At 71.0% G+C, this 21,882-nt stretch carries 19 protein-coding genes; 14 read left to right on the forward strand and 5 right to left on the reverse strand.

Features of this window, described 5'->3' with window-relative positions; translation table 11 throughout:
• Positions 1-79 precede the first annotated feature (79 nt).
• Entirely contained in the window at positions 80-295 is a 216-nt protein-coding gene (locus tag AC1RS9_RS09415) for a helix-turn-helix domain-containing protein (RefSeq protein WP_006945776.1), read from the reverse strand.
• A gap of 118 nt (positions 296-413) precedes the next feature.
• Here AC1RS9_RS09415 and AC1RS9_RS09420 point away from each other — a divergent pair, with 118 nt between their 5' ends.
• Genes AC1RS9_RS09420 through AC1RS9_RS09430 form a run of 3 tightly spaced genes read left to right on the forward strand, consistent with a single transcriptional unit; the run spans position 414 to position 2,822 of the window.
• A complete protein-coding gene (locus AC1RS9_RS09420) occupies positions 414-1,094 on the forward strand; it encodes an SAF domain-containing protein (protein WP_006945788.1) in 681 nt (226 codons plus the stop codon).
• Positions 1,091-2,377: a CpaE/TadZ family protein gene (locus AC1RS9_RS09425; protein ID WP_062258536.1), complete on the forward strand. Its 1,287-nt coding sequence runs from the start codon at positions 1,091-1,093 to the stop codon at positions 2,375-2,377. The genes AC1RS9_RS09420 and AC1RS9_RS09425 overlap by 4 nt, the downstream gene beginning before the upstream one ends.
• A 37-nt stretch (positions 2,378-2,414) precedes the next feature.
• Positions 2,415-2,822, forward strand: a complete 408-nt coding sequence (locus tag AC1RS9_RS09430; protein ID WP_006945782.1) for a DUF6912 family protein — start codon at positions 2,415-2,417, stop codon at positions 2,820-2,822.
• 27 nt (positions 2,823-2,849) lie between these two features.
• Here AC1RS9_RS09430 and AC1RS9_RS09435 read toward each other — a convergent pair whose 3' ends face one another.
• Positions 2,850-3,431, reverse strand: a complete 582-nt coding sequence (locus AC1RS9_RS09435; protein WP_144694592.1) for a hypothetical protein — start codon at positions 3,429-3,431, stop codon at positions 2,850-2,852.
• A gap of 190 nt (positions 3,432-3,621) precedes the next feature.
• Between AC1RS9_RS09435 and AC1RS9_RS09440 the strand changes: the two genes are divergently transcribed.
• A complete protein-coding gene (locus AC1RS9_RS09440) occupies positions 3,622-8,532 on the forward strand; it encodes an NAD-glutamate dehydrogenase (RefSeq protein ID WP_144694590.1) in 4,911 nt (1,636 codons plus the stop codon).
• A 5-nt stretch (positions 8,533-8,537) separates the two neighbouring features.
• Entirely contained in the window at positions 8,538-10,217 is a 1,680-nt protein-coding gene (locus AC1RS9_RS09445; protein ID WP_492921254.1) for a sensor histidine kinase, read from the forward strand.
• A gap of 264 nt (positions 10,218-10,481) precedes the next feature.
• Here AC1RS9_RS09445 and AC1RS9_RS09450 read toward each other — a convergent pair whose 3' ends face one another.
• Complete coding sequence (locus AC1RS9_RS09450; protein WP_006943843.1) at positions 10,482-10,730, reverse strand: WhiB family transcriptional regulator; 249 nt, start codon at positions 10,728-10,730, stop codon at positions 10,482-10,484.
• 225 nt (positions 10,731-10,955) lie between these two features.
• On the opposite strand from AC1RS9_RS09450, the gene AC1RS9_RS09455 reads away from it, so the two are divergent.
• Complete coding sequence (locus tag AC1RS9_RS09455; RefSeq protein ID WP_006943863.1) at positions 10,956-11,387, forward strand: hypothetical protein; 432 nt, start codon at positions 10,956-10,958, stop codon at positions 11,385-11,387.
• On the opposite strand, the gene AC1RS9_RS09460 is transcribed toward AC1RS9_RS09455, so the two are convergent.
• Positions 11,351-12,211 (reverse strand): hypothetical protein, encoded by an 861-nt coding sequence (locus tag AC1RS9_RS09460; RefSeq protein ID WP_074040685.1) that lies wholly within the window; start codon positions 12,209-12,211, stop codon positions 11,351-11,353. The genes AC1RS9_RS09455 and AC1RS9_RS09460 overlap by 37 nt on opposite strands.
• A 12-nt stretch (positions 12,212-12,223) precedes the next feature.
• A complete protein-coding gene (locus tag AC1RS9_RS09465; RefSeq protein WP_074040686.1) occupies positions 12,224-15,751 on the reverse strand; it encodes an FtsK/SpoIIIE domain-containing protein in 3,528 nt (1,175 codons plus the stop codon).
• A gap of 183 nt (positions 15,752-15,934) precedes the next feature.
• On the opposite strand from AC1RS9_RS09465, the gene AC1RS9_RS09470 reads away from it, so the two are divergent.
• The 8 genes from AC1RS9_RS09470 to prfB all read left to right on the forward strand — a co-directional run bounded on the left by AC1RS9_RS09470 (position 15,935) and on the right by prfB (position 21,853).
• Positions 15,935-17,164, forward strand: a complete 1,230-nt coding sequence (locus AC1RS9_RS09470; protein WP_006943851.1) for a TadA family conjugal transfer-associated ATPase — start codon at positions 15,935-15,937, stop codon at positions 17,162-17,164.
• Positions 17,161-18,033: a type II secretion system F family protein gene (locus AC1RS9_RS09475; RefSeq protein ID WP_006943852.1), complete on the forward strand. Its 873-nt coding sequence runs from the start codon at positions 17,161-17,163 to the stop codon at positions 18,031-18,033. The genes AC1RS9_RS09470 and AC1RS9_RS09475 overlap by 4 nt, the downstream gene beginning before the upstream one ends.
• Positions 18,030-18,917 (forward strand): type II secretion system F family protein, encoded by an 888-nt coding sequence (locus tag AC1RS9_RS09480; RefSeq protein WP_006943844.1) that lies wholly within the window; start codon positions 18,030-18,032, stop codon positions 18,915-18,917. The genes AC1RS9_RS09475 and AC1RS9_RS09480 overlap by 4 nt, the downstream gene beginning before the upstream one ends.
• Before the next feature lie 60 nt (positions 18,918-18,977).
• On the forward strand, positions 18,978-19,199 hold the full coding sequence (locus AC1RS9_RS09485) for a hypothetical protein (RefSeq protein ID WP_006943854.1): 222 nt from the start codon (positions 18,978-18,980) through the stop codon (positions 19,197-19,199).
• 17 nt (positions 19,200-19,216) lie between these two features.
• Entirely contained in the window at positions 19,217-19,609 is a 393-nt protein-coding gene (locus tag AC1RS9_RS09490; RefSeq protein WP_006943860.1) for a TadE/TadG family type IV pilus assembly protein, read from the forward strand.
• A complete protein-coding gene (locus AC1RS9_RS09495; protein ID WP_131941297.1) occupies positions 19,606-20,148 on the forward strand; it encodes a pilus assembly protein in 543 nt (180 codons plus the stop codon). Before AC1RS9_RS09490 ends, AC1RS9_RS09495 begins: the two co-directional genes overlap by 4 nt.
• A gap of 95 nt (positions 20,149-20,243) precedes the next feature.
• Positions 20,244-20,687, forward strand: a complete 444-nt coding sequence (locus AC1RS9_RS09500) for a hypothetical protein (protein WP_131941295.1) — start codon at positions 20,244-20,246, stop codon at positions 20,685-20,687.
• Between the two features lie 53 nt (positions 20,688-20,740).
• Positions 20,741-21,853, forward strand: a complete 1,113-nt coding sequence (gene prfB / locus AC1RS9_RS09505) for a peptide chain release factor 2 (RefSeq protein ID WP_006943864.1) — start codon at positions 20,741-20,743, stop codon at positions 21,851-21,853.
• Positions 21,854-21,882 lie beyond the last annotated feature (29 nt).

The raw sequence follows: 21,882 nt of genomic DNA on the forward strand, positions 1-21,882 counted from the left end.
CGCTGCCGCTGACTGAGTTCACACCTCACGCCGGCCCCCCGAGCAGGTAGTCAGGCGCGCGTGGACGAACGTCGAGCCCTCAGAAGTCCTCGCCCATTCCGCCGGCGGCGACGGCGGATCGCGTTGCGGCGTAGGCGCGTTCGATGTAGCGCTCCACCTCGGCTGCCTCGACGCGCCACTGGTTGTTGATCTTGATCGCCGGCAGCTCACCCGACTTGACGAGTCCGTAGACCTGCCGCGCCGAGACGTTGAGGGTCTCCGCCACGTCGGCGATCTGGACGAAGCGCTGCGCCATGGGGTGCCTTTCGACGGGTGCGGAGATTCTTACCAAAACCTGACGATCATTCTAGGCGTCGGGCCCGCTCGCCCGCGTGACGATGGATCTCGGCTGTGGACGAACGAGGAGGAACATCGTGGGTGAGCGTGGGGTACGCAGGTTGAAGGACGTCTCGCCGGGGGCGCAGGCGGCGCGGCGGTTCGTGCCGACCGGCATGAAGGACGTGCGCTGGGTCGTAGGCATCGTGCTGCTCGCCCTCGGCGTGCTCGGCACGTTGCGTGTCATCGGCTCGTTCGACGATTCGGTGCAGGTGTGGAGTGCGAAGAGCGCCCTCGTGCCTGGTCAGCGCCTCACCTCGTCCGACCTCGTGCCGACGAGGGTTCGTCTCGACGATCGCGGCGGGCAGTACCTGTCGAGCGCGACCCAGCCGGGCGGCGTCGTCCAGCGCGCCGTCGGGGCCGGGGAGCTCGTGCCGAAGAACGCCGTCGGGGACGCCTCCGGTGTGACGGTTCGCGCCCTGTCGGTCAACGTCGAGCGCGGGCAGGCCGACGTCATCCGCGCCGGCGGGGACGTCGAGGTCTGGGTTTCGGACAAGAAGGAGGGCGCCGGCTCGACCGGCTTCGACAAGCCGCACCAGAGCGTCGAGCGGGCCCTGGTGTCGCACGTCGGTTCGCGCAGCGGCGGTGTCGTCGCCGTCGCCGACGGCTCGCCCGTCGAGATCCTCGTCCCGCGCGAGTCGTTGCCGGCAATGATCGATGCCGTCAACTCGGGCGCGCGCATCACGCTGGTGCCGCTCGACTCGGCGGCCCGCTCGTGACGACGATGACGGTGTGCACCGTCGCGACCGCGATCTCGGCGCGTCTCGAGGCGCGGTTCGCCGAGGAGCTCGCCTCCGTCGAGGACGCGACCCTCGTGCGGCGCTGCGCCGATGTCACCGAACTACTCAGCGCCGCCGAGTCGGGCGCCGTCACCGTCGCCGCGATCAGCCCTGATTTCCCGGGCATGAACGGCAGCGTCGTCGCGGAACTGACCGTGCGGGGTGCGTCGGTGCTCGGTGTCGTCTCAGCCACATCCGCTCTGGACGCTCGCCAGTGCGAGGCGTGGTCCCTGCGACGGACCCACGTCGTCGGATCGGGCGAGCTGGAGCAGGCCTTCGAGACCCTCGCGCACACCGGCCCCGCCGAGCACGAGCTCTCGGCCGCCGCAGAACAGGCCGAGACGAGCCTGGCCACCGACGGGCCCGATGACGGCGCAGCGGCCGCGTCATCGCCGACGAGCACCACCGTCGTCGTGTGGGGCCCGCCCGGCGCTCCGGGGCGCACGACGTGCGCCACCCATCTCGCGCAGGCCCTGAGCGAGAGCGGGCCGACGCTGCTCGTCGACGCCGACACAGTCGCGCCGTCCTGCTCGGCGCATCTCGGGCTGCTCGACGAGGCACCCGGCGTGCTCGCGGCCGCGCGTCTCGTCGATGCGGGCACCCTCAACCTGCACCAGTTACGTTCCATCGCCGCGCACGTCACGCCCGGCTTCGACGTGCTCACCGGCATAGGGCATTCCGGGCGCTGGCACGAGCTGACCCGATTTCACCTCGGCCGCGTCCTCGATCTCGCCGCCCAGCACTACCGCTGGGTCGTCATCGACGTGGCGGCCGAGGTCGAGGCCGACGAGAGCCTGCTGTTCGACACCGTCGCTCCCTCCCGGGTCGGGGTCTCGAGTGAGGCGTTCGCGCGCGCCGACCACGTCGTCGCGCTCGCCGGCTGCGACCCTGTCTCGCTGCAACGGTTCGTGCAACACGCGCCGGCGATCATCGACCTGCACGACGACGTCCGCGTCGTCGTGTCGAAGGCCCGCGAACGAGCGGTCGGCGGGAGCGCCTCGTCGGTCGTCGCGGACGCGTTGGAACGCTTCCTCGGTGTGCGACCCGTGGCGGTGCTGCCCGACGTGCGCGATGCGCTGGACGCCGCGGTGCTGCGCGGAACCCTGCTCGAGGGCGCTGATGGCGCACCGTACCTCGCCGCCGTGCGCGATCTCGCGAGCGAGCTGGGCGCCGACGTCGCACCGCATGCGACGCGTCGTCGTCGCGCATGGCGGCGCCGCTAGGCTCGAGGCGTCGCCCCACCGCTCGAAAGGCTTTCCGATGACTCGCCTGTACTGCCCCGTGACCGCTGACGGTGTCGCGGCGCTCGCCACCTCGGCTCTGACGGTGGAGGCGGCGTTCGCCGTCACCGACGACGTGCGCGCGCTCGCCCCGCACGGCGACGAGGAACTGCACGAGCACATCGCGACGCAACTCGCAGCCGCAGGCTGTGCCGGGCGCCGCGTCGTCGTCGTGGTCGTCGACGTGCCGGACGCTCGAGTGAGGCCCGCGGCCTCCACCGGTGGCGGCGCACTCCCCGGCCGCGTCGTCGTGGACGGCGACGTGACGCTGCGCGATGTCGCGTGCTTCCTCGTCGGCGACGAGGGTGAGCAGGTGAGCGACGACGCCGACCTCGAACTCAGTTGGTACGACGCGAGCGAGATCGACGCGGTACGCGCACTGCTCTGAGCGGCCCCCGGCGGAGCGTGCCCGCGCTCAGCGCAGGGCCCGCGTGTCACCGCAGCGATCGAGGCAGCGCACGAGCGCTCGTTCGGTGCGGGCCGCCGCGTCGGCGGCCGCCTCACGAGAGCAGCCGGGCCGTGCGAGCGCGGCAGCCACCCGCGCGTAGCCGTGGGCGTAGGTGGAGACGACGCGCGCGAGGCGCCCCACCGCGTCCGCGCAGGGCAGCGCTGCCGTGGACGCGAGCTGTGGGTGCGTGCTCACGAGGTCGCGGATCGAGCGTTCGACGTCGAGCAGATCGTCACGGCACGTGGTCAAGGAGCGGCCGCTGCCGGGCAGCGTGCCCTCCTCGACGGCGCGCCGCAACGTCACGCCCGCGCGACGCGTCGTCGCCCCGGCGATCTGAGGCAGCTCGGGCGCGCGGAAGGGTGGCGGGGGAGCGGTGGCCAGCAGCGCCGTCGTGGTGTCGCTCAACTGATCGCTCAACGCCTCGACGACGAGATCGAAGCGTTCACCGCTGCACACCGCCGCAGGCTCGAACGTGACGTCGAGCAGTCGCAGCGCAGCCCGGGTGAGCTGTGGGGCGACGTCCGTGGGTGCGGCGGTGAGTGATTCCATGAACCCCACCGTAGGCGCCGGCACCGACAACGTGCCGGGCCCGAGCCCCCAGCCTGTGGACGGCGACGCGAGGCGTCCTGGCGCGTCGGTGAAGTCTGCGACACCGAGGGCCGTCGACGTCGCCGGGGCGCGTTAGAGTCGACGGCAGCGGTACAGCGTCGTACCGCCCGTCGCTCTGCCAGGAGAGGTCATGTCTGCCGAGGCTCCAACGCCTGCTCTGTCCGACGTCGAGGCCCGCACCGGGGTCGCGCTCGAGATCGTCCAGGGGGTGTTGGGCGACATCCCTCCGGCCGAGCTGGCCGGCAAGTCGCTCGATCACCTGGCCTGGGTGGTCGAGGGCCAGGTGCAGGCCGCGCAGCGCCGCACCGGTGCGCACTCGATCGTCGAGGTCGAGGGGGATCTGCCCGCCTCCCTCATCGACGACGCCGTCGAGCACGGGGGCGTCAACCGCCTCACTGCGGGCGCCGTCATCCGCGTCGTCACGGACGACATGCCGTTCGTCGTCGATTCGATCGTTGCCGCCGTCACCTCGCGTGGCGCCGGCATCGGCGACCTGCTGCACCCGCAGATGGCGGTGCGGCGCGACGCCTCGGGGCAGCTGTGCTTTGCGCGCCGCAGCGGTAAGCGTCCCGGCGCGGTGCGCCTGCCCGGCCAGACCGACACGGTGCCGGAGGGCCAGCGCGAGAGCGAGGAGTCGTGGGTCTACCTGCACATCTCGCCTCTGGGCGACTTCACGGGCGCCGACGAGATCGAGCGCACGATCAGCGACGTCATCGACGACGTGCGCGCCGCCTCGAACGACTGGCAGCGCATGCGCGACCAGGCGCTCGCCATCGTCGACGACCTCGGAGACAACCCGCCCGTGTCGGTGCCGGAGTTCGCGACGGCCGACGTGCGCCGCTTCCTCACCTGGCTCTCCGAAGGCAACTTCACCTTCCTCGGCTACCGCGAGTACGCCCTCGACGTCGTCGACGGCGAGGACGTGCTGCGTCCCGTCGACGGCAGCGCCCTCGGCATCCTGCGCTCGGCCTCCGACGCGCCGCGCGGGTTCGAGCGGATGACGCCGCAGAGTCGCGCCGCGGCGCGTTCGCCGCAGCTGCTCACGCTGACGAAGGCCAACTCGCGTTCGCGCGTGCATCGTGACGCCTACCTCGACTACGTCGGCGTGAAGACATTCGACGAGGCGGGCAACGTCACCGGCGAGCGTCGCTTCCTCGGCCTGCACACCGCCCGCACCTACGCGGCGTCGCCGTCGAGCATCCCGATCGTCGCCGAGCGCGTCGCCAAGGTGATCCGCCGGGCGGGCTACTCGCCCGACTCGCACTCGGGCCGCGACCTGCTCCACGTGCTCGAGAGCTACCCGCGCGACGAGCTGTTCCAGACCTCCTCGGAGCGCCTCTACGAGATCGCCACGGAGGTCGTGCGCCTGCAGGCGCGCCGTCACGTCGGCGTCTTCCTGCGCAATGACGACTACGGCCGCTTCGTCGCCGTCCTCGTCTACCTGCCGCGTGATCGCTACAACACCCGCGTGCGCGAGGCCATTGCACAGCACCTCGCCCAGGCATACGGCGCGGAGACGGTCGACTACACCGCCCGCGTCACCTCCGAGGCACTCGCACGCATCTACTACACGGTCCGCCTGCCGCGTGGGACGGCGATCCCGGACGTCAGTGCGGACGACATCCGCGCCGCCGTCCTCGAGGTGACGCGCACGTGGAGCGAGCGCGTCACGCAGGCCGCGCACGCGGAGGAGGGGCTCGCGGACGTCGATGCCCGCCAGCTCGTCTCGACCTTCGCAGACGGGTTCCCGGCCGGTTACTCCGACGACTTCACTCCGCGTCAGGCCGTCGCCGACATGCGCCGGCTCGAACGCCTCGGTGACGACGACGCGGCGCTCACGCTGTACGGCACCGACAAGGTCGACTCGCGCGAGCGACGCCTCAAGATCTTCCGCAACGAGCCGCTCATGCTCACCGAGGTATTCCCGATCTTCACGAACCTCGGCGTACAGGTCTCGGACGAGCGTCCGTACACCCTCACGCGCGCCGACGGCTCCACCTGCCACGTCTACGACTTCGGCCTCGTCGCCGACCGCACGGCGATGTGGGGCAACACGCCGCAGGAGAGCGCCCGTCGGCGCACGAACGTCATGGAGACGGTGCTCGCCGCCTGGCGCGGGCAGGCCGAGAACGACGCGCTCAACCAGCTCGTCCTCGCGGCCGGTTTGTCGTGGCGTCAGATCAACCATCTGCGGGCGCTCGCGCGCTACATGCGTCAGATCGGGTTCTCGCTCAGCTACGAGTACGTCGTCGCGGCGCTGCTCGCGAACACGGATCTGACGTCGCTGCTCGTGCGCCTGTTCGAGGCGCGCTTCGACCCCTCCCTCGACGCCGACGAGCGCGAGGCGCAGACGCAGGCCGTCCGCCAGCGCTTCGCCGACGGTCTCGCGGATGTCGCGAGCCTCGACCACGACCGCATCCTGCGCACACTCGAGGGCGTCATCATGGCGATCGTGCGCACGAACGCGTACACGCCGAAGTTGCTCTCCGGTGAGTGTGCGGAGCTCGTGTTCAAGATCCGCTGCGCCGACGTTCCCGGCATCCCCGCGCCCGTGCCGATGTTCGAGATCTGGGTCTACGGCCCGAAGGTCGAGGGTGTGCACCTGCGCTTCGGGCCCGTCGCGCGCGGCGGGCTGCGCTGGAGCGACCGTTTCGAGGACTTCCGCACCGAGATCCTCGGCCTCGTCAAGGCGCAGATGGTCAAGAACGCCGTCATCGTGCCGACCGGGTCGAAGGGCGGTTTCGTCGCGAAGCAGCTACCCGACCCGGCGGATCGCGAGGCATGGCTCGCCGCGGGCGTCGAGGCCTACGAGGCCTTCATCGGCGGTCTGCTCAGCGTCACCGACAACCGTGACGGCGACACGATCATCGCGCCGCAGGACGTCGTGCGCCACGACGACGACGACCCCTACCTCGTCGTCGCCGCCGACAAGGGCACCGCGACGTTCTCCGACAAGGCCAACGCCGTAGCGCGTCGCGAAGGCTTCTGGCTCGACGATGCCTTCGCCTCGGGCGGTTCGAACGGCTACGACCACAAGGCGATGGGCATCACCGCCCGCGGCGCATGGGAATCGGTCAAGCGCCACTTCCGCGAGCTCGGCCACGACACGCAGAGCGACGACTTCACCGTCGTCGGCGTCGGCGACATGAGTGGTGACGTGTTCGGCAACGGCATGCTGCTGTCGGAGCACATCCGACTCGTGGCCGCCTTCGACCACCGTGACATCTTCATCGACCCCAACCCGGACGCTGCCGCGTCGTATGCCGAGCGGCGCCGCCTGTTCGAGCTGCCGCGCTCGTCGTGGTCGGACTACTCGCGCGACCTCATCTCCGAGGGCGGCGGCGTCTTCTCCCGCTGGGCCAAGCAGATCAAGCTGACACCGCGGATCCGCGAGGCACTCGGCGTCGACGACGGCGTCGAGACGATGACGCCGAACGATCTGATGCGCGCGGTGCTGCTCGCCCCCGTCGACCTGTTCTGGAACGGTGGCATCGGTACGTACATCAAGGCCTCCGACGAGACGAACGCCGAGATCGGCGACCGTGCCAACGACGCCGTGCGCGTCGACGGTCGCGACCTGCGCGTGCGCGTCATCGGTGAGGGCGGCAACCTGGGCGTCAGCCAGCGCGGGCGCATCGAGGCCGCACAGCACGGCGTCAGCGTCAACACCGACGCCATCGACAACTCGGCCGGCGTCGACACGAGCGACCACGAGGTCAACATCAAGATCCTGCTCGCCGACGCCGTGCGCGACGGTGCGCTCGCGCTCGAGGAGCGCAACGAGCTGCTCGCCTCGATGACGGACGAGGTCGGCTCGAAGGTGCTGCGTCACAACACGGACCAGAACACGCTGCTCGGCAACGCTCGCGTGCAGGGCCCGCAGATGCTGCACGTGCACCGCCGGCTCATCGCCGACCTCGAGTCGGACGGCTTCCTCGACCGCGAGCTCGAGTTCCTGCCCGACGAGGCCGAGATCGATCGGCGCCTCGAGGCCGGCGAGGGGCTGACGTCGCCGGAGTTCAGCGTGCTGCTTGCGTACTCGAAGCTACGGCTGAAGAACGAGGTCGGCGCGAGCGAGCTCGTCGACGACCCGTGGCTCGTGCGTGAGCTGCTCGGCTACTTCCCCGAGGCGCTGCGCGAGCCGTACGCCACGACGATGGAGAACCACCCGCTGCGGCGCGAGATCATCACGAACTCGCTCGTCAACGGCCTCGTCAACCGCGGCGGCATCACCTTCGTCCACCGCGCGGTCGAGGAGACGGGCGCCCGGGCCGAGGAGATCGTCAAGGCCTTCGTGGTCGCGCGTGAGGTGTTCGACGCGCAGAGCTTCATCGACGACGTGGAGGCGCTCGACCACGTCATCAGCACGCAGGTGCAGTCAAGGCTGCTGCTGCGTCTGCGCCGCCTGCTCGACCGGGCGACGCGCTGGTTCGTCCACCACGAGGTGGAGCACACGCCGATCGAGACGCTCGTCGAGCGCTACCGCGGACCCGTGCAGCAGCTGTCGCCGAAGGTGCCCGACCTCGTCGTCGGCGTCGGGCGCGAGAAGTTCGAGGCCGAGGTCGACCAGCTCGTCGGCGAGGGCGTCCCGACGGCGCTCGCGCGACGTGCGGCGGCCCTGCTCGACGACTTCGTCCTGCTCGACATCGTCGAGCTCGCGCGTGACCTCGGTGAGGACGTCGAGGACGTCGCCGCGGCGTACTACTACGGCGGCGCCCAGATCGGCCTCGGCCGCATGCTCGACGCCATCGCCGAGCTGCCGCGTGACGACCGCTGGGACGCGCTGGCGCGCGGCGCCGTGCGCGACGACGCGTACGCGGTGCTCGCCGACCTCACACGGGATGTGCTCGCCGAGTCGGAGGCATCGCAGACGACGCAGGAGCGCTGGCAGCAGTGGGCGCAGCGCCACTCGCTCGCCGTCGAGCGTGCCCGCGCCGCCGTCACGGGCGTGCAGAACTCAGCGGCCCGCCTGGCCCCGATGTCGGTGGCGCTGCGCACGATGCGCTCACTGACGCGCGCTGCGGCAGGGGAGCGCGACTGAGCGCGGTGAACGCGACGATGCAGGACGTCCTCGGGTCGGGCTCGTCACTCGACGAGGCCGACCACGAGTGGCTGCACCTGCTCGTCGGCGACTGGCAGCTGCTCGCCGACCTCGCCTTCGGCGACCTCATGATGTGGGTGCGCGGCGACGCCGGGTGGCAGGTCGCGGCGCACGTACGCCCGACGACGGGCGTCAGCCTGTTCGCCGACGACCTCGTCGGCGCCAGGCCGCAGGAACTCGACTCGTCGCGGGCACAGGACGATGCCGATCGTGGTGGTGCCGCTGAGGTTGCTGCTCGCGCAGGCACCTCTGTCGAGCGGGGGCTGCGTGAGGGTGAAGCCCACGCGGACGCCTCCGACGTGAGTGACGGTGTTGAGGACGCCGCCCGTTCGAACGATCTGCAGGTGGGCCTCGATCGCGCTCGCCTCGAGGGTGCGGAGACGCGCGTGGACATCGTCGTCGAAGGCGAGCCGGTCTCACGGCGCCTCGTGCCCGTGCGGCGCGGCGGATGCGTCATCGCGGTTCTCGGGTGCCACATGCGCCTGGGCAACGTGCGTCGTCGCGGCCGCCTGGAGACGCGCTACGTGGCGCTCGCGGAGGCGCTGTTCCGCATGATCGCCGAGGGCACCTTTCCCGACGGCGGCGGCGTCATGGGCGGTCGCGGGGGTGCGCCGCGCGTCGGCGACGGTGTCGTCGAGCTCGACGCGAGCGGTCGCGTCACCTACGCGAGCCCCAACGCGGTCTCGGCGCTCCGCAGGCTCGGGGTGGAGAGCAACATCCCCGGCCTGCGCCTCGCCACCGCGCTCGACGAACGCGGCGTCAAGGCGAGCGACGGGCCGGAGGAGGCCACCGTCGTGCTCGCGGGCCGCGCCCCCTGGCAGGCGGAGTTCCGGCGCGGCTCGGCCGCCGTCATGGTGCGTGCCGTGCCGCTCGTGGCCGGCGGACGCCGCCTCGGCGCGGCGCTGCTGCTGCGCGACATCACCGAGCTGCGCCGTCGCGACCGCGAACTGCTGACGAAGGACGCGACGATCCGCGAGATCCATCACCGCGTCAAGAACAACCTGCAGACGGTGGCCGCGGTGCTGCGCCTGCAGGCGCGCCGGCTGCCCGACGAGGAGGCCCGTCAGGCCCTCGCCGACGCGGGGCGCCGTGTCGGCGTCATCGCCGCGGTTCACGAGTCGCTCAGCGAGGGCTTCGGTGGCACGGTCGACTTCGACGACGTCGCTGCCCGCGGCCTCGCCTCGAGCATCGACGTGGCCCGCCGCTCGGACGCCTCGGTGGCCTCCCACCTCGACGGCTCCTTCGGTGTGCTCTCGAGCGAGGACGCGACGTCCCTCGCGATGGTCCTCGGCGAGCTCGTGCAGAACGCCGTCGAGCACGGCCTCGGGGACGCCGGCGGCAACGTCACCGTACGGGCACGTCGCGACGGCGACCGGCTCGACGTCCACGTGATCGACGACGGCCGCGGCTACGAGCGCGGAGGTGCGCCCGGCGGCGAGCGTGGCGGTACCGGCCCGGACGCGCCGACAGGTGCGTCAGCACGCGTGCGCAGCGGGCTCGGGACGCAGATCGTCACGACGTTCGTCGAGGATCTGCACGGCGAGATCGCCTGGCATCGCCTCGAGGGCGGCGGCACCGACGCGCACTTCAGCGCCCGTCTGCGTCCAGTCCCTGCGTCGAACTGACCTACGTCAGCCGCGCCCCAAGTCCTCGATTCTCAACCATTACCCGGTGCGCGAATCCCGTCCCCATCGACGATTTTCGTCTACCTTCGCGAATCCCGTCCCCATCGGCGATGTTCGTGCCCATGTGCGATCATCGGTCACAGTCGCTCATCGCCGTGTTCACCCGCCGGCGCGCAGATCCCAGCACCAGCAGCCGGGCCCGGACATGACAGAACTGGCGGTCACACCCAGGGTGTGCCGCCAGTCGTCGACGCGGGGCTCAGGTCAGCTGGCGCGGCGGGCGCGGGCGTTGCGGCGCTTGAGAGCGCGACGCTCGTCTTCCGAGAGGCCGCCCCAGACGCCTGCATCCTGACCGGATTCGAGAGCCCACTTCAGGCAGGTGTCGATCACTTCGCAGCGTCGGCACACAGCCTTGGCGTCTTCGATCTGCTGCAGGGCAGGGCCGGTGTTGCCGATCGGGAAGAAAAGCTCCGGGTCCTCGTCCAGGCACGCAGCGCGATTGCGCCAATCCATGTGGCTTGCTCCTTGATGTCTCCGCTGAAACCGGCGGGGTCGGTTCGAACGCTGCCGGGGTGCCGGCGTGTCCACAGTGCGACGCTGGGACGCGCTGCGGAGGTGTTCCGTTATAGGTTCACACCTGGCGCGGGCGAGCACAAGGGGTTTGCCCGAACTTTTTGTGTGCTTATGTGAGCTTTTGCTCACACGATGTTCGTAAATGTCGCGGCGTAAAGTGGAAGCGTGGACACCACCCGCTCGACGTCATCGATCCCCGCTCCCACCTGGAAGGGCTCGCGCGCCCATTGGCTCGCCGCCGCTACGGGCACGGCGATCTCGGCGGCCGCCATCCTCGTCATGGCCGTCATGTCGGTCGTGAGCGCCGTCACCGGATCGGCCAGCACGACGACGCGCGCCCTCACGGAGGCGGCCATGCTCGTCGTCCTCGGGGGAGCGGTGCTGGCCCTCGTCGTCGGCCTGGTGCGTGCCAAGTCACTGGTCAAGACCCCGACGCTGCTGTGGAACGCCATGCTCGTGCCGATCGGCTTCAGCCTCATGGACGGCGGTGCCGCCGCGCTCGGCATCGCGACCGTCGTCGTTGCTGTGGCTACGTTCGTCGTCGCGCTGCCGCTACCGCGCTACGAGGCGGACGTCGAGGACGGCGCGGCGCTCTGAGAGCCGGCGGGTGACGTCGGGGGACTCGCCGAGCCGCGGGACGTCGCAGAACTCGTCGCGCTCGACGACGCACCCGCATCCTTCGTCGACTCACCGGTTCGCAGCTTCGCGCCGAGCAGGTCGAGGAGCGCGGGCACGGTCTTCGTCGTGTACGCGCGGCGCGAATCGGCGTGCGAGTCGGCCAGCGTCGAGAAACCGATGCCGGAGAAACGAACGACCGCCGCAGCCTCCCCCGTGCGCACGAGCGCATAGGTCGTCGTCCCGTCGGTGAAGGAATCGCTGACGCCGTGCGCGCCCTCGCCGTAGAACGTGTAGAGACCGCGGTTGGCCTGGGCGCGCTTCTCGTGCAGGGCCTTGTCACGCTTCCAGGCGGCCTCGACGTCCTTCCACTCACCGGTGTGCGGCAGCGCGATGACGAAGTGGCTGCGGTCGTCAGAGGGTTCACCGGCGATGTTCAACTCGAGCGTGTCGTCGCTGCCGCTCACCCCGTCGAGGTGCGGGATGATCGGCGCGAGCTCGCCGCGGGTGAACAGTGACGTCGCGTCGGGCACGGAGGACGGGTCGACCGTCTTGCCGTCGAGGCGTAGCTGCAGCGGTTTGTCGACGTGCGTCGACCCAGCGGCGGCCGACGAGGAGGCAGATCCCGACGACGAGGCGCTGGGCGACGCGCCCGTGGTCGCGGACGACGGCGTCGCAGCGGACGTGCTCGTCGCCGCGGTGGGGGAGGAGGCCGGCGACGTCTCGGCCGAACCGGTCGTCGCGACGACGACGGGCAGGGCGGCGACGACGAGGCCGGCGACGGCGATCTTGGCGCGGGTTGACATGCCTCAAGCCTGTCACATCGTGGCCCGCCCGTTCGGCTGAGGTTCGTGCCGCAGGTGAACCTGGTGGCCGTGGGGCAGGACGAGCGCGCGCCCGGGCGGCATCGACGCCGGGATCTGAGCGGGACGCAGTCCTGCGAGTGAGTACTCCGTCGCGTCGTTCTGGCGCAGCACCAGCCTGACGTCGAGCAGCGCGCTGAGCTTCGAGGCGAGCACCTGCCGACCACCCGTGACGATGAACGTGTGTCCGTGACGGTGGCCTTCGCTGATGCGTTTCAGCAGGTCTTCGGCGGCCAGGCCGTGGTTGATACGCAGCAGCGTCGCGTGCAGGTCCTCCCATCCATCGATGACGACGACGCTCGACGGCCCCGCGGGGTGCGCCTCGGCGAGGTGCGTGAGCAGGCGGATGACGGCGTCCGCGTCGTCGGATGCGACGTGGACGTCGGCCGCGATCGGGTCGGTGGGGCCGACCCACCACGTCGATGCTGTGCGAGTCGTCGCGCCCGCGGCCGTGCCGCACACCGCCGCCCGGGCGAGCGCCGCGGCGGCGTTCGTCCGTCCGCTGCGAGGGGCTCCCGCGAGGCCGACGTGCACCCCGGCCGGCACGGTGACGGCGGGTTGGCTCTGCGCACCGGGCAGGTCGGCGATGCCGACGACGTGCGCCAGGCCGTCGTCCGTCGCAAACGCGTCGGCTGCTTTCGCGCGATCATGCCCGTCGCTCGAAGACGATGCGCCGAAAAGGGATTCGCTCCTGTCGCACACCGCCGTGTTCGAGTGAGGCGCCGGCGTCGGTCGCTCACCCGTCAGTGCGTCGAGACCGACGACGATCTTCGTCTCGGCGAGAAGTTCGTCGACATTCTCGGGCAGCGGCGGCAGCACGGGTCGGTGGATCGGTGGGAGCTGGTGTGCGGCGGCGAGGGCCTCGTCGACGAACATCCCGAGGTCGCTGCGGGCGCTCGTCCGTCCGGGGCGGCAGGCATCACATCCGTCGCGCAGTTCGTCCAGCCCCGAGGCAGTCACGACCGTGGGGTGGACGTGCACTGCCGCGGTGGTGCCGAGCTCGCGCGGCGCACCGCTGTAGGCGCTCTGGAACTCGACGGGAGCCTCACCGGCCGTCGCGAGGTACCCGCGCCCGGGGGTGCGCGCGGAGATGCGGGAGGCCAGGGGCGAGTCGATGACGTCGATGCTGTCGGAGCGTTCACGCACCCGCAGCGCGACGCGGACGTCGAGGTTGGCGCGCATGTCGGCGCTGACGGCGCCGCCGGGGCGTTGCGTCGCGAGGATGACGTGCATGCCGAGCGACCGTCCCACGGCCGCCAGACGCACCAAACCGGCGACGAAATCGGGCAGTTCGTCTGCCAGCACGCGGAATTCGTCGACGACGACGAAGAACCGCGGCAACGCTAGGTGGGCAGGCGCGGCGGCGAGATAGTCACGGTAGGAGGTCAGCCCGTGACGCCCGAGCAGATGCTCGCGGCGCCCGATCTCGGCGCGCAACGCCGTCAGAGCACGGGTCGCGAGACCATGGTCGAGGTCGGTGACGACGCCGACGACGTGCGGGGCCCGCGCGAGCGGGCCGAACGTCGCACCTCCCTTGTAGTCGATGAGCAGCGCGTTCACGTGCTCGGGGGAGTTGAGCGTGAACAGCCCGCGCAGGTACGTGAGCAGAAACTCGGACTTGCCCGATCCCGTCGTGCCCGCGACGAGGGCGTGTGGCCCGGTGCGGGCGAGGTCGAGCGTCATGATGCCGTCGTGATCGTGGCCGATCGGCACGTTCGTGCTCGGGGTGCGCCACGCGCCGGCCACGTCGGACGGCAGCAGGGCAGCGCTCGTCGAGGCGCGCAGCGGCGCGCTATTGCCACCGGTGGCGCCCGCAGCCCAGCGGCGGTGCAGCCGCATGACAGCGGGAAACCACGTCTCACCCGGGCTGTCGAGGGTGAACGTGTGCCCGCCCGGCAGGCGGGCGGCGCGGTGTCCCGCGGCGCACGTGACGCGGACCGTCGCGGCCAATGTCGTCACGCCCGTCTCGATGCTGGGTGGCTGCGCAGCCCCCACCCAGACGACGGCCGCGCCGGCGATGACGAGGCGTCGCGCGAGGCGCGTAGCGTCGGCGCTGCCGGCTTCGAGCACGACGAGGGGGAGGTCGTCACTGCCGGGGCGACGCACCCCGTCGTCGAGTCGTGCGAGGAGGGTCTCCGGCACGCTCGTGTGGACGTGAACACGCGCCGAATCGAGCGCCCAGGCCCAGCGTCGCGACGCCGCTTGCCGGGTGACGACGACGGGCGGGGCGTCAGTCGGATCGTGCAGGACGGCGAGTTGCGCGACGACGAGTTCGAGGACTTGCGGTGTCGTAGCCGCATCGGCGTCGAGATGGACGAGGCCGCCCGGCGCCACGACGAGGGTGACGGGTGCCTCGCTGAGCCCGAGCGGGCGTGCCGAGCCGTTGCGGGCGAGACGGTGCGCGGATGGCGCGTCACCGTACCCGAGACGCAGCAGACGTGCGCTCGGCCCGCGTCGCAGGCCGAGCCCGTCGCGGGAGCCGGCGGCGACGGCGAGCAATTGGTCGGGGCTCGGCGCCAGACGCGCGAGAGTGACGACTTCCGCGTCGAGCGCATCAGCGACGCGGCGGCCGACGTCCTGCACTTCGCGCGCATGGTCGCGGGCTGCGCTGCGCCCACCTCGACGTCCGCGACGGCGGTCGTCGAGGTGCGTGGCCACCATGACCAGCGGGCCCACGAGCATGAAGCACAACATGTAGGCCGCGTGCATGACGATCGCGAGAACCAGTGCGACGGGCACCGGGGCGAGCACCGCGATCCAGCGCAGCGGCACCCGACGTGGGGGTGTCGGGGCCGCGGGCCACTCGAACGTCCGCGGTTCGGGCAGACAGTTCGACGTCCCGGCGCGCAGGGCTGAGCCGGCGTTTGCAGGGGCGGCACTCATGGGGTCGGTTTCCGCAGGTTTGATGCCGGAGAGATCGGACCCCGCAAGGTCAGGAGGTGCTGGCTCAGCATTCGCCAGGTCGAGACGCAGCACGCTGGCGCCGAGACGCACTGATTCGCCCACACGCCAGGGGTGGCCCACGTGCGGTTGGAGGCGCGCCCCGCGGCTCGTCACGCCGTTGCTGCTGCCGAGGTCGGTGATCGTCACCTGCCCGCGCGCGACGCTGACGAGGGCGTGTCGACGTGAAGCGAGGGAATCGTCGCCGAGCAGGTGATGGTGGCGTCCGAGGGTGACGTGGCCGGCGGCGAGGGGGAGCGCACAGCCCTGATGCGGGCCGCTCGCGCTGACGAGCGTCAGGATGGCCGCGTGCTCTTCCTCGTCCGGGCGGCGGGGTGGTTCGAGCAGCGCGCCGTCGACGAGCGGTGCTCGGCCGAGGACGTCGTCGTCACGGATCGCTCGACCGGCGTGCGTCGGCGCGTAGGGAAGGTCGAGTGCGGGGCGGATCGCGGCGAAGGGTGTGCCGTCGGGGGCATCGACGACGATCGGGTCGCTGGGGGAGCCGTCAGCGGTGACGACGGCCAGGCGGATGCTGGTGCTCACCTGTCCAGCCTGCGGCCTGCGACATCGCGCCGTCGGAACTGATCTGCACCTGTGGACAACGCTCGTGCCGGAGCCAGAACGGGTGCTTTGGTAAGACTTTGGTAAGAGTTTTTCCGAAACCCCCTTCGGCCCCGCGCGGCCTCTTTGATGGCTCCTGAGAGCAGGCATCGAAGAGGAGAGACGATGACGATCACGCTCATCGAGGACGAGGTGCGCGAGCAGTTGCGCGCCAAGGCCATCGACCCAGGAGCCGACCCCGAGGCGGTGCGTGGCGTCATCGCCGACGTCGTCGCCGCGACGGAGGTCGCCCGCGCCCGGGCGGGTCTGCCGGCGTCGTCGCGTTCGACGAGCGAGGCGAAGGCCGTGTTCGACGCCGTCGCGGGCTACGGGCCGCTGCAGGAGTACCTCGACGACCCCAGCGTCGAGGAAATTTGGTTGAACGAACCCGCGCGGGTCTTCGTCGCGCGCTCCGGGGTCTCCGAACTGACGCCGACGATCCTGACGCATGACCAGATCCGCGTTCTCGTCGAACGAATGCTGCGCACGTCGGGGCGGCGTCTCGACCTCAGCTCGCCCTTCGTCGATGCCTCGCTCCCGGACGGCTCGCGCCTTCACGTCGCGATTCCGGACGTGACCCGCGAGTACTGGGCGATCAACATTCGAAAATTCGTCGCGACGAGTCATTCGATGGACGAGCTCGTCAACCGCGGGTCACTGTCGCCGGGGTTGGCGGCCATCCTCGCGGCGTGCGTCAAGGCAGGGCTCAACGTCCTCGTCTCCGGTCAGACGCAGGCCGGAAAAACGACGATGTTGAACTGCCTCGCGAGTGCCATTCCGCAGACCGAGCGCGTCATCACGTGCGAGGAGGTCTTCGAGGTGCAGCTCGCGGCGCGTGACTGGGTCGCGCTCCAGTGCCGTCAGCCCAACCTCGAGGGTTCGGGCGAGGTGACGCTGCGCATGCTCGTCAAAGAGGCGCTGCGCATGCGGCCGTCGCGACTCGTCGTGGGGGAGGTTCGTCAGGCCGAGTCGCTCGACCTGTTGCTCGCACTCAACTCGGGTCTGCCGGGTCTCGCGACGCTGCACGCCAACTCGGCCCGCGAGGCGCTCACGAAACTCTGCACGTTACCGCTGCTCGCGGGCCCCAACATCTCGCCCTCGTTCGTCGTCCCGACGGTCGCGTCGGCGATCGACGTCGTCGTCCACCTCGGCCTCGATCGGCACGGGCGACGCTCCGTGCGCGAGGTCGTGCGCGTCACCGGACGAGTCGAGGGCGACACCGTCGAGACGATCCCGCTGTTCACCGAGGGCCAGGTCGGTTTCCCGCGCCTGTTGCCCGCGCTCGACGGAGAGGTTCGCTTCGCTCGCGCCGGCATCGACGTCGCCGCTCTCGCCGCCGAGGTGAACGCCGCGTGACGCGCCTGCTCAGCGCCGCCGCCGTCGGCACCGCCCTACTGCTCATGTGGCGGGCGATGACGTCCCCGGCTCCGCCGCGCCCCCTTCATGGTCTGCGCCGCAGCCGCCGGTACGCCGCGGTGCGTGAACTGCTCGACCAGTCCGGGCTCGTCACCTGGCGCGTGCGCACTCTCGTCGCCGCGTGCCTGGGCGCGGCGACCGTGGCCTTCTGCCTCGGCTTCGTCATCACCGGCGTGCCAGCCCTCGCCGTGGTCCTCGCGTGCGTCGGTGGGTGGGCACCTGCAGCATTCGTCCGGGGCCGGGCGACGAGCCTGCGCCGCCGCCGGCGTGAGGCCTGGCCCGATGCCGTCGACCATGTCGCCTCCGCCGTCCGCGCCGGCCTGTCGATCCCCGAAGCGCTGCGCCAACTGTCGTTGCACGGCCCGGAGGTGCTGCGTGAGGACTTCGCCGCCTTCGCCCGTCACGACGCGGCGCACGGCCGGTTCGACGACTCGCTCGACGTCCTCAAGGCCCGCCTTGCCGACCCGGCCGCCGATCGGCTCATCGAGTCGCTGCGCCTCGCCCGCAACGTCGGCGGCAGCGACGTCGGTCGCCTGCTTCGCACCCTCAGCTCCTTCCTGCGTGAGGACGCCTCGACGCGCGCCGAACTCGCCGCCAAGCAGAGCTGGACGGTGAGCGCGGCACGGTTGGCGCTCGCCGCACCGTGGCTCGCGTTGTGCGTCGTCGGTTTCCGCGGTGAGGGGCTGGCGGCCTACCGCACACCGCAGGGGGTGCTCGTGCTCGTCGCCGGGGCGCTCGTGTCGTGGATCGCGTACGTCGCGATGAAGGCCATCGGGCGTCTGCCTCACGAGGAACGGGTCATGCGATGACGACGCCAGCCGCGCTGTCGGCCGCCGCCATCGGGCTGGGGCTCGCACTGGTCGGCATCTGGGTGGCGCGCCCGCGCGTCAGCGTACTCGAGCAGCGTCTCGAGGCAATGCTCGCCGTAGACTCACCCGCCGCCGCGCCGCGTCGCGGTCTCGACGCCGTCGCGGCGGCCCTGGCGCGCCTGCTCGGGCGGGTCCTGGGCGGCGCCGATCACGTGCGCTCCCGGATGGAGCGCGCGGGCCTCGTCCCGGACGTCGACACGTTCCGCACGAGCCAGGCCCTGTGGGCGATGACGGGCTTCGCCGGCGCGGCGTGCATCGTCCTCGTCACGGGCAACTCGACGCGCGGACCGCTGTCTGCCTCGGCGCTCGTGCTGCTCGCTGCCGGGTTCGGTGTCGTGCTGCGCGATCAGCAGCTCACCCGGCTCGCCGAGAGGCGCGAGGCCCGCATGATCGTCGAGTTCCCCGCGATCGCCGACATGCTCGCCCTCGCCGTCGCCGCCGGCCAGGGCCCGCTCGGCGCGCTCGAACACGTCACGACTCTGTGCCGCGGCCCCCTCGCCGAGGAACTGCGCACCGCCCTCGAGCAGGCGCGCGCCGGTACTCCGTTGTCCGACGCGCTGGCCGGCGTCGCGCGGCGTACGAGCGTCGTCAGCGTGGCGCGCTTCGTCGAGGGCGTCATCGTCGCACTCGAGCGTGGCACGCCACTCGCCGACGTCCTGCGCGCGCAGGCCCAGGACGCGCGCGAGAGCGTGCGCACCGAGCTCGTCGAGAAAGCCGGCCGCAAGGAGGTCGTCATGATGGCGCCCGTCGTCTTCCTCGTCCTGCCCGTCACGGTGCTGTTCGCCGTGTACCCCGGGCTCGCAGCTCTCGATCTGACGCTGTGATGCCTCCCCACGACTCCCGCGAACGCTCGCGGGCCACACCCCGACGAAAGGTCACCTCCCATGAACCGCATCCTCAGTGCCCGCTCTGCTCTGCGACGACGCGTCGCGCTCACCCTCCGACCGGTGAACGGGACGGACAGCGACGGCGAGCGCGGCGACGTGCCGGGCTGGGTGCTCGTCACGCTCATGACGGCGGGCCTCGTCACGCTGTTGTGGCAGACGGCCGGGCCGCTGCTGCAGACGATGTTCACGAGCGCCATGAGCAAGGTCTCCGGCGGCTGAACCGCATCACGGCCGCGATGCGCTTCCGGGTCGCGTGGCGGGACGAGCGCGGATCCGCGGTCGCCGAGAACGCGATGACGAGCGTCGTCATCGTCGCCGTCTTCCTGCTCGTGTGCCAGTTCGCCTACGCCGCGCACGTGCGGTCGTCGCTGACGATGGCGGCGGCCGAAGCGGCCCGCGCGGGCGCTCGCGTCGATGGAGGCGTCGACGCCGCTCAGGCGAAGGCACGCGACCTGCTCGCCGAGGGTGGCGGCCGGCACGCACGCGTGAGCGCCGGGTCGACGAGCGAGGCGGGCGTCGCGGTCATGCGCGTCGACATCACCGCCCAGGTGCCCGTGCTCGGCCCGTTCGGCGTCGGACTCGACCTGCACACCAGCGGGCGAGCCGTCATCGAGGACCGCGGCCCATGAGGGCCCGTCGAGACGTGGCCGCCGCGGCCCAAGGTGCGGGCCGCCTGGGACGAAGCCCCGGTGGTCCTGACCAGGCTGGCGAAGAAGGCGGCGTAGCGGACACGAGAGGTCATGGCCTCGATGCGGACGAAGGGTCGGCGCTCGTCGAGGCGATCGTCGTCATCGCGGTGTTGTTGTTGCCGCTGCTGTGGGTCGCGACGTCTCTCGTCCGTGTCGAGGCGGCGTCGTTCGCGGTGCGCTCGGCGGCCCGTGAGGCGGCGCGCACATACGTGACGGCGCCCTCTTCGGGCGCGGGCAGCGTGCGCGCGAATGTCGCGGCGCGTCTCGCGTTCGAGGATCAGCGCAGCCCCGTCGGCACGGCGACGATCACCTGCACGGCGAGCCCGTGCCTGACGCCCGGCGCTCAGGTCAGTGCGACGGCGCGCACGAGCGTCGGCCTGCCGTTCGTGCCGCGATGGCTCAGCGGCCCCGCGGGGCTCGAGATCCACCTGAGCTCTCGGCACGTCGAGAAGGTCGAACAGTACGGAGGGCAACGGTGACTCCCGCACCTGACGCGTGCGCCACGAGGCGTGACGCCCTCAGCGGACCCCTGCGCCACATGCCGGCGAGGCTCAGACAGCTCGCCTCGTCCCTCGTGAACCGAACGCGCGCCGACGACGGCGGGATCGCCCTTCTCGGCATCGGGCTGTGTGCGTGCGTCGTCATGCTGCTGCTCGGCGGTATCTGCGTGCACACCGCGCAGGTGGCGCGCGTCGATGTCCTCGACGCCGCCGACCATGCGGGCGCCGCAGCCGCCGACCGCATCTCGGTCGCGCATGCCTACGCTCACGGCGTCGAGGCGCCGCAGCTCGACGCGGCATCGGTGCGCGCCGAGGCGCAGGCGGCGCTGTCCGCCACCGAGCGCCCGGCGCACGTCACGTCGTGGAGCCTGACGTCGGCGAGCGTCGACGGCAAGGATCTCGTGCTCGCCGTCGCGGCCGTCGTCGAACCGCCGGCGGTCGGGGGAGCACTGTCTGCGCTCGGTGCACCGATCACCGTTCACGTCACCACGCGGGCCGAAGCGCACTTCGAACGATGAGTGTTCACTCGCCGGTTGGGGCGCGGCCCGTCACAGGCGATACTCTGGAAGGCGTGGCTGTCGACTTTCCCAACGAAATCAAGAACCTGCGCACGACGATGGCGTCGGTGCGCGAGGTGCTCGACCTCGAGAAGCTGAAGAAGCAGATCGTCGACCTCGAGGAGCAGTCCGCGGCCCCCGATCTGTGGGACGACCCGGATGCGGCGCAGAAGATCACCTCCGCGCTGTCGCGCGCGAACGCCGAGAACGACCGCGTCGAGAACATGGACGCGGCGATCGACGACCTCGAGGTGCTCGTCGAGATGGGCACCGAGGAGAACGACGCCGACACCCTCGCCGAGGCCGAGCGCGAACTGAAGAAGCTGCAGAAGGCCGTCGGCGAACTCGAGGTGCGCACCCTGCTCAACGGCGAGTTCGACGAGCGCGAGGCCGTCGTCACGATCCGCGCCGGCGCCGGTGGCGTCGACGCCGCCGACTTCGCCGAGATGCTCATGCGCATGTACCTGCGCTGGGCCGAGCGTCACGGCTACCCGACGAAGGTCATGGACACCTCCTACGCCGAAGAGGCGGGCCTCAAGTCCGTCACGTTCGAGGTCAACGTGCCCTACGCGTTCGGCAACCTGTCGGTCGAGGCCGGCACGCACCGTCTCGTGCGCATCTCGCCGTTCGACAACCAGGGCCGACGTCAGACGTCGTTCGCCGCCGTCGAGGTCGTGCCGCTCATCGAGACGACCGACACGATCGAGATCCCCGAGAACGAGCTGAAGATCGACGTGTTCCGCTCCTCGGGCCCCGGTGGCCAGAGCGTCAACACGACCGACTCGGCTGTGCGCATGACGCACATCCCGACCGGCACCGTCGTGTCGATGCAGAACGAGAAGAGCCAGATCCAGAACCGCGCCGCCGCGCTGCGCGTCATGCAGTCCCGCCTGCTGCTGCTCAAGAAGCAGGAGGAGGACGCGCAGAAGAAGGAACTCGCCGGCGACATCAAGGCGAGCTGGGGCGACCAGATGCGCTCCTACGTCCTGCACCCCTACCAGATGGTCAAGGATCTGCGCACCGAGTACGAGGTCGGCAACACCTCCGGCGTGTTCGACGGCGACATTGACGGGTTCATCGAGGCCGGCATCCGTTGGAAGCGCGCCGCCGCTCGCGACGCCGAGTGACACCGGCTCACACGCGGGGTAGGTAGCGA

It is taken from the genome of Dermacoccus sp. MPR-E5, assembly GCF_058809565.1.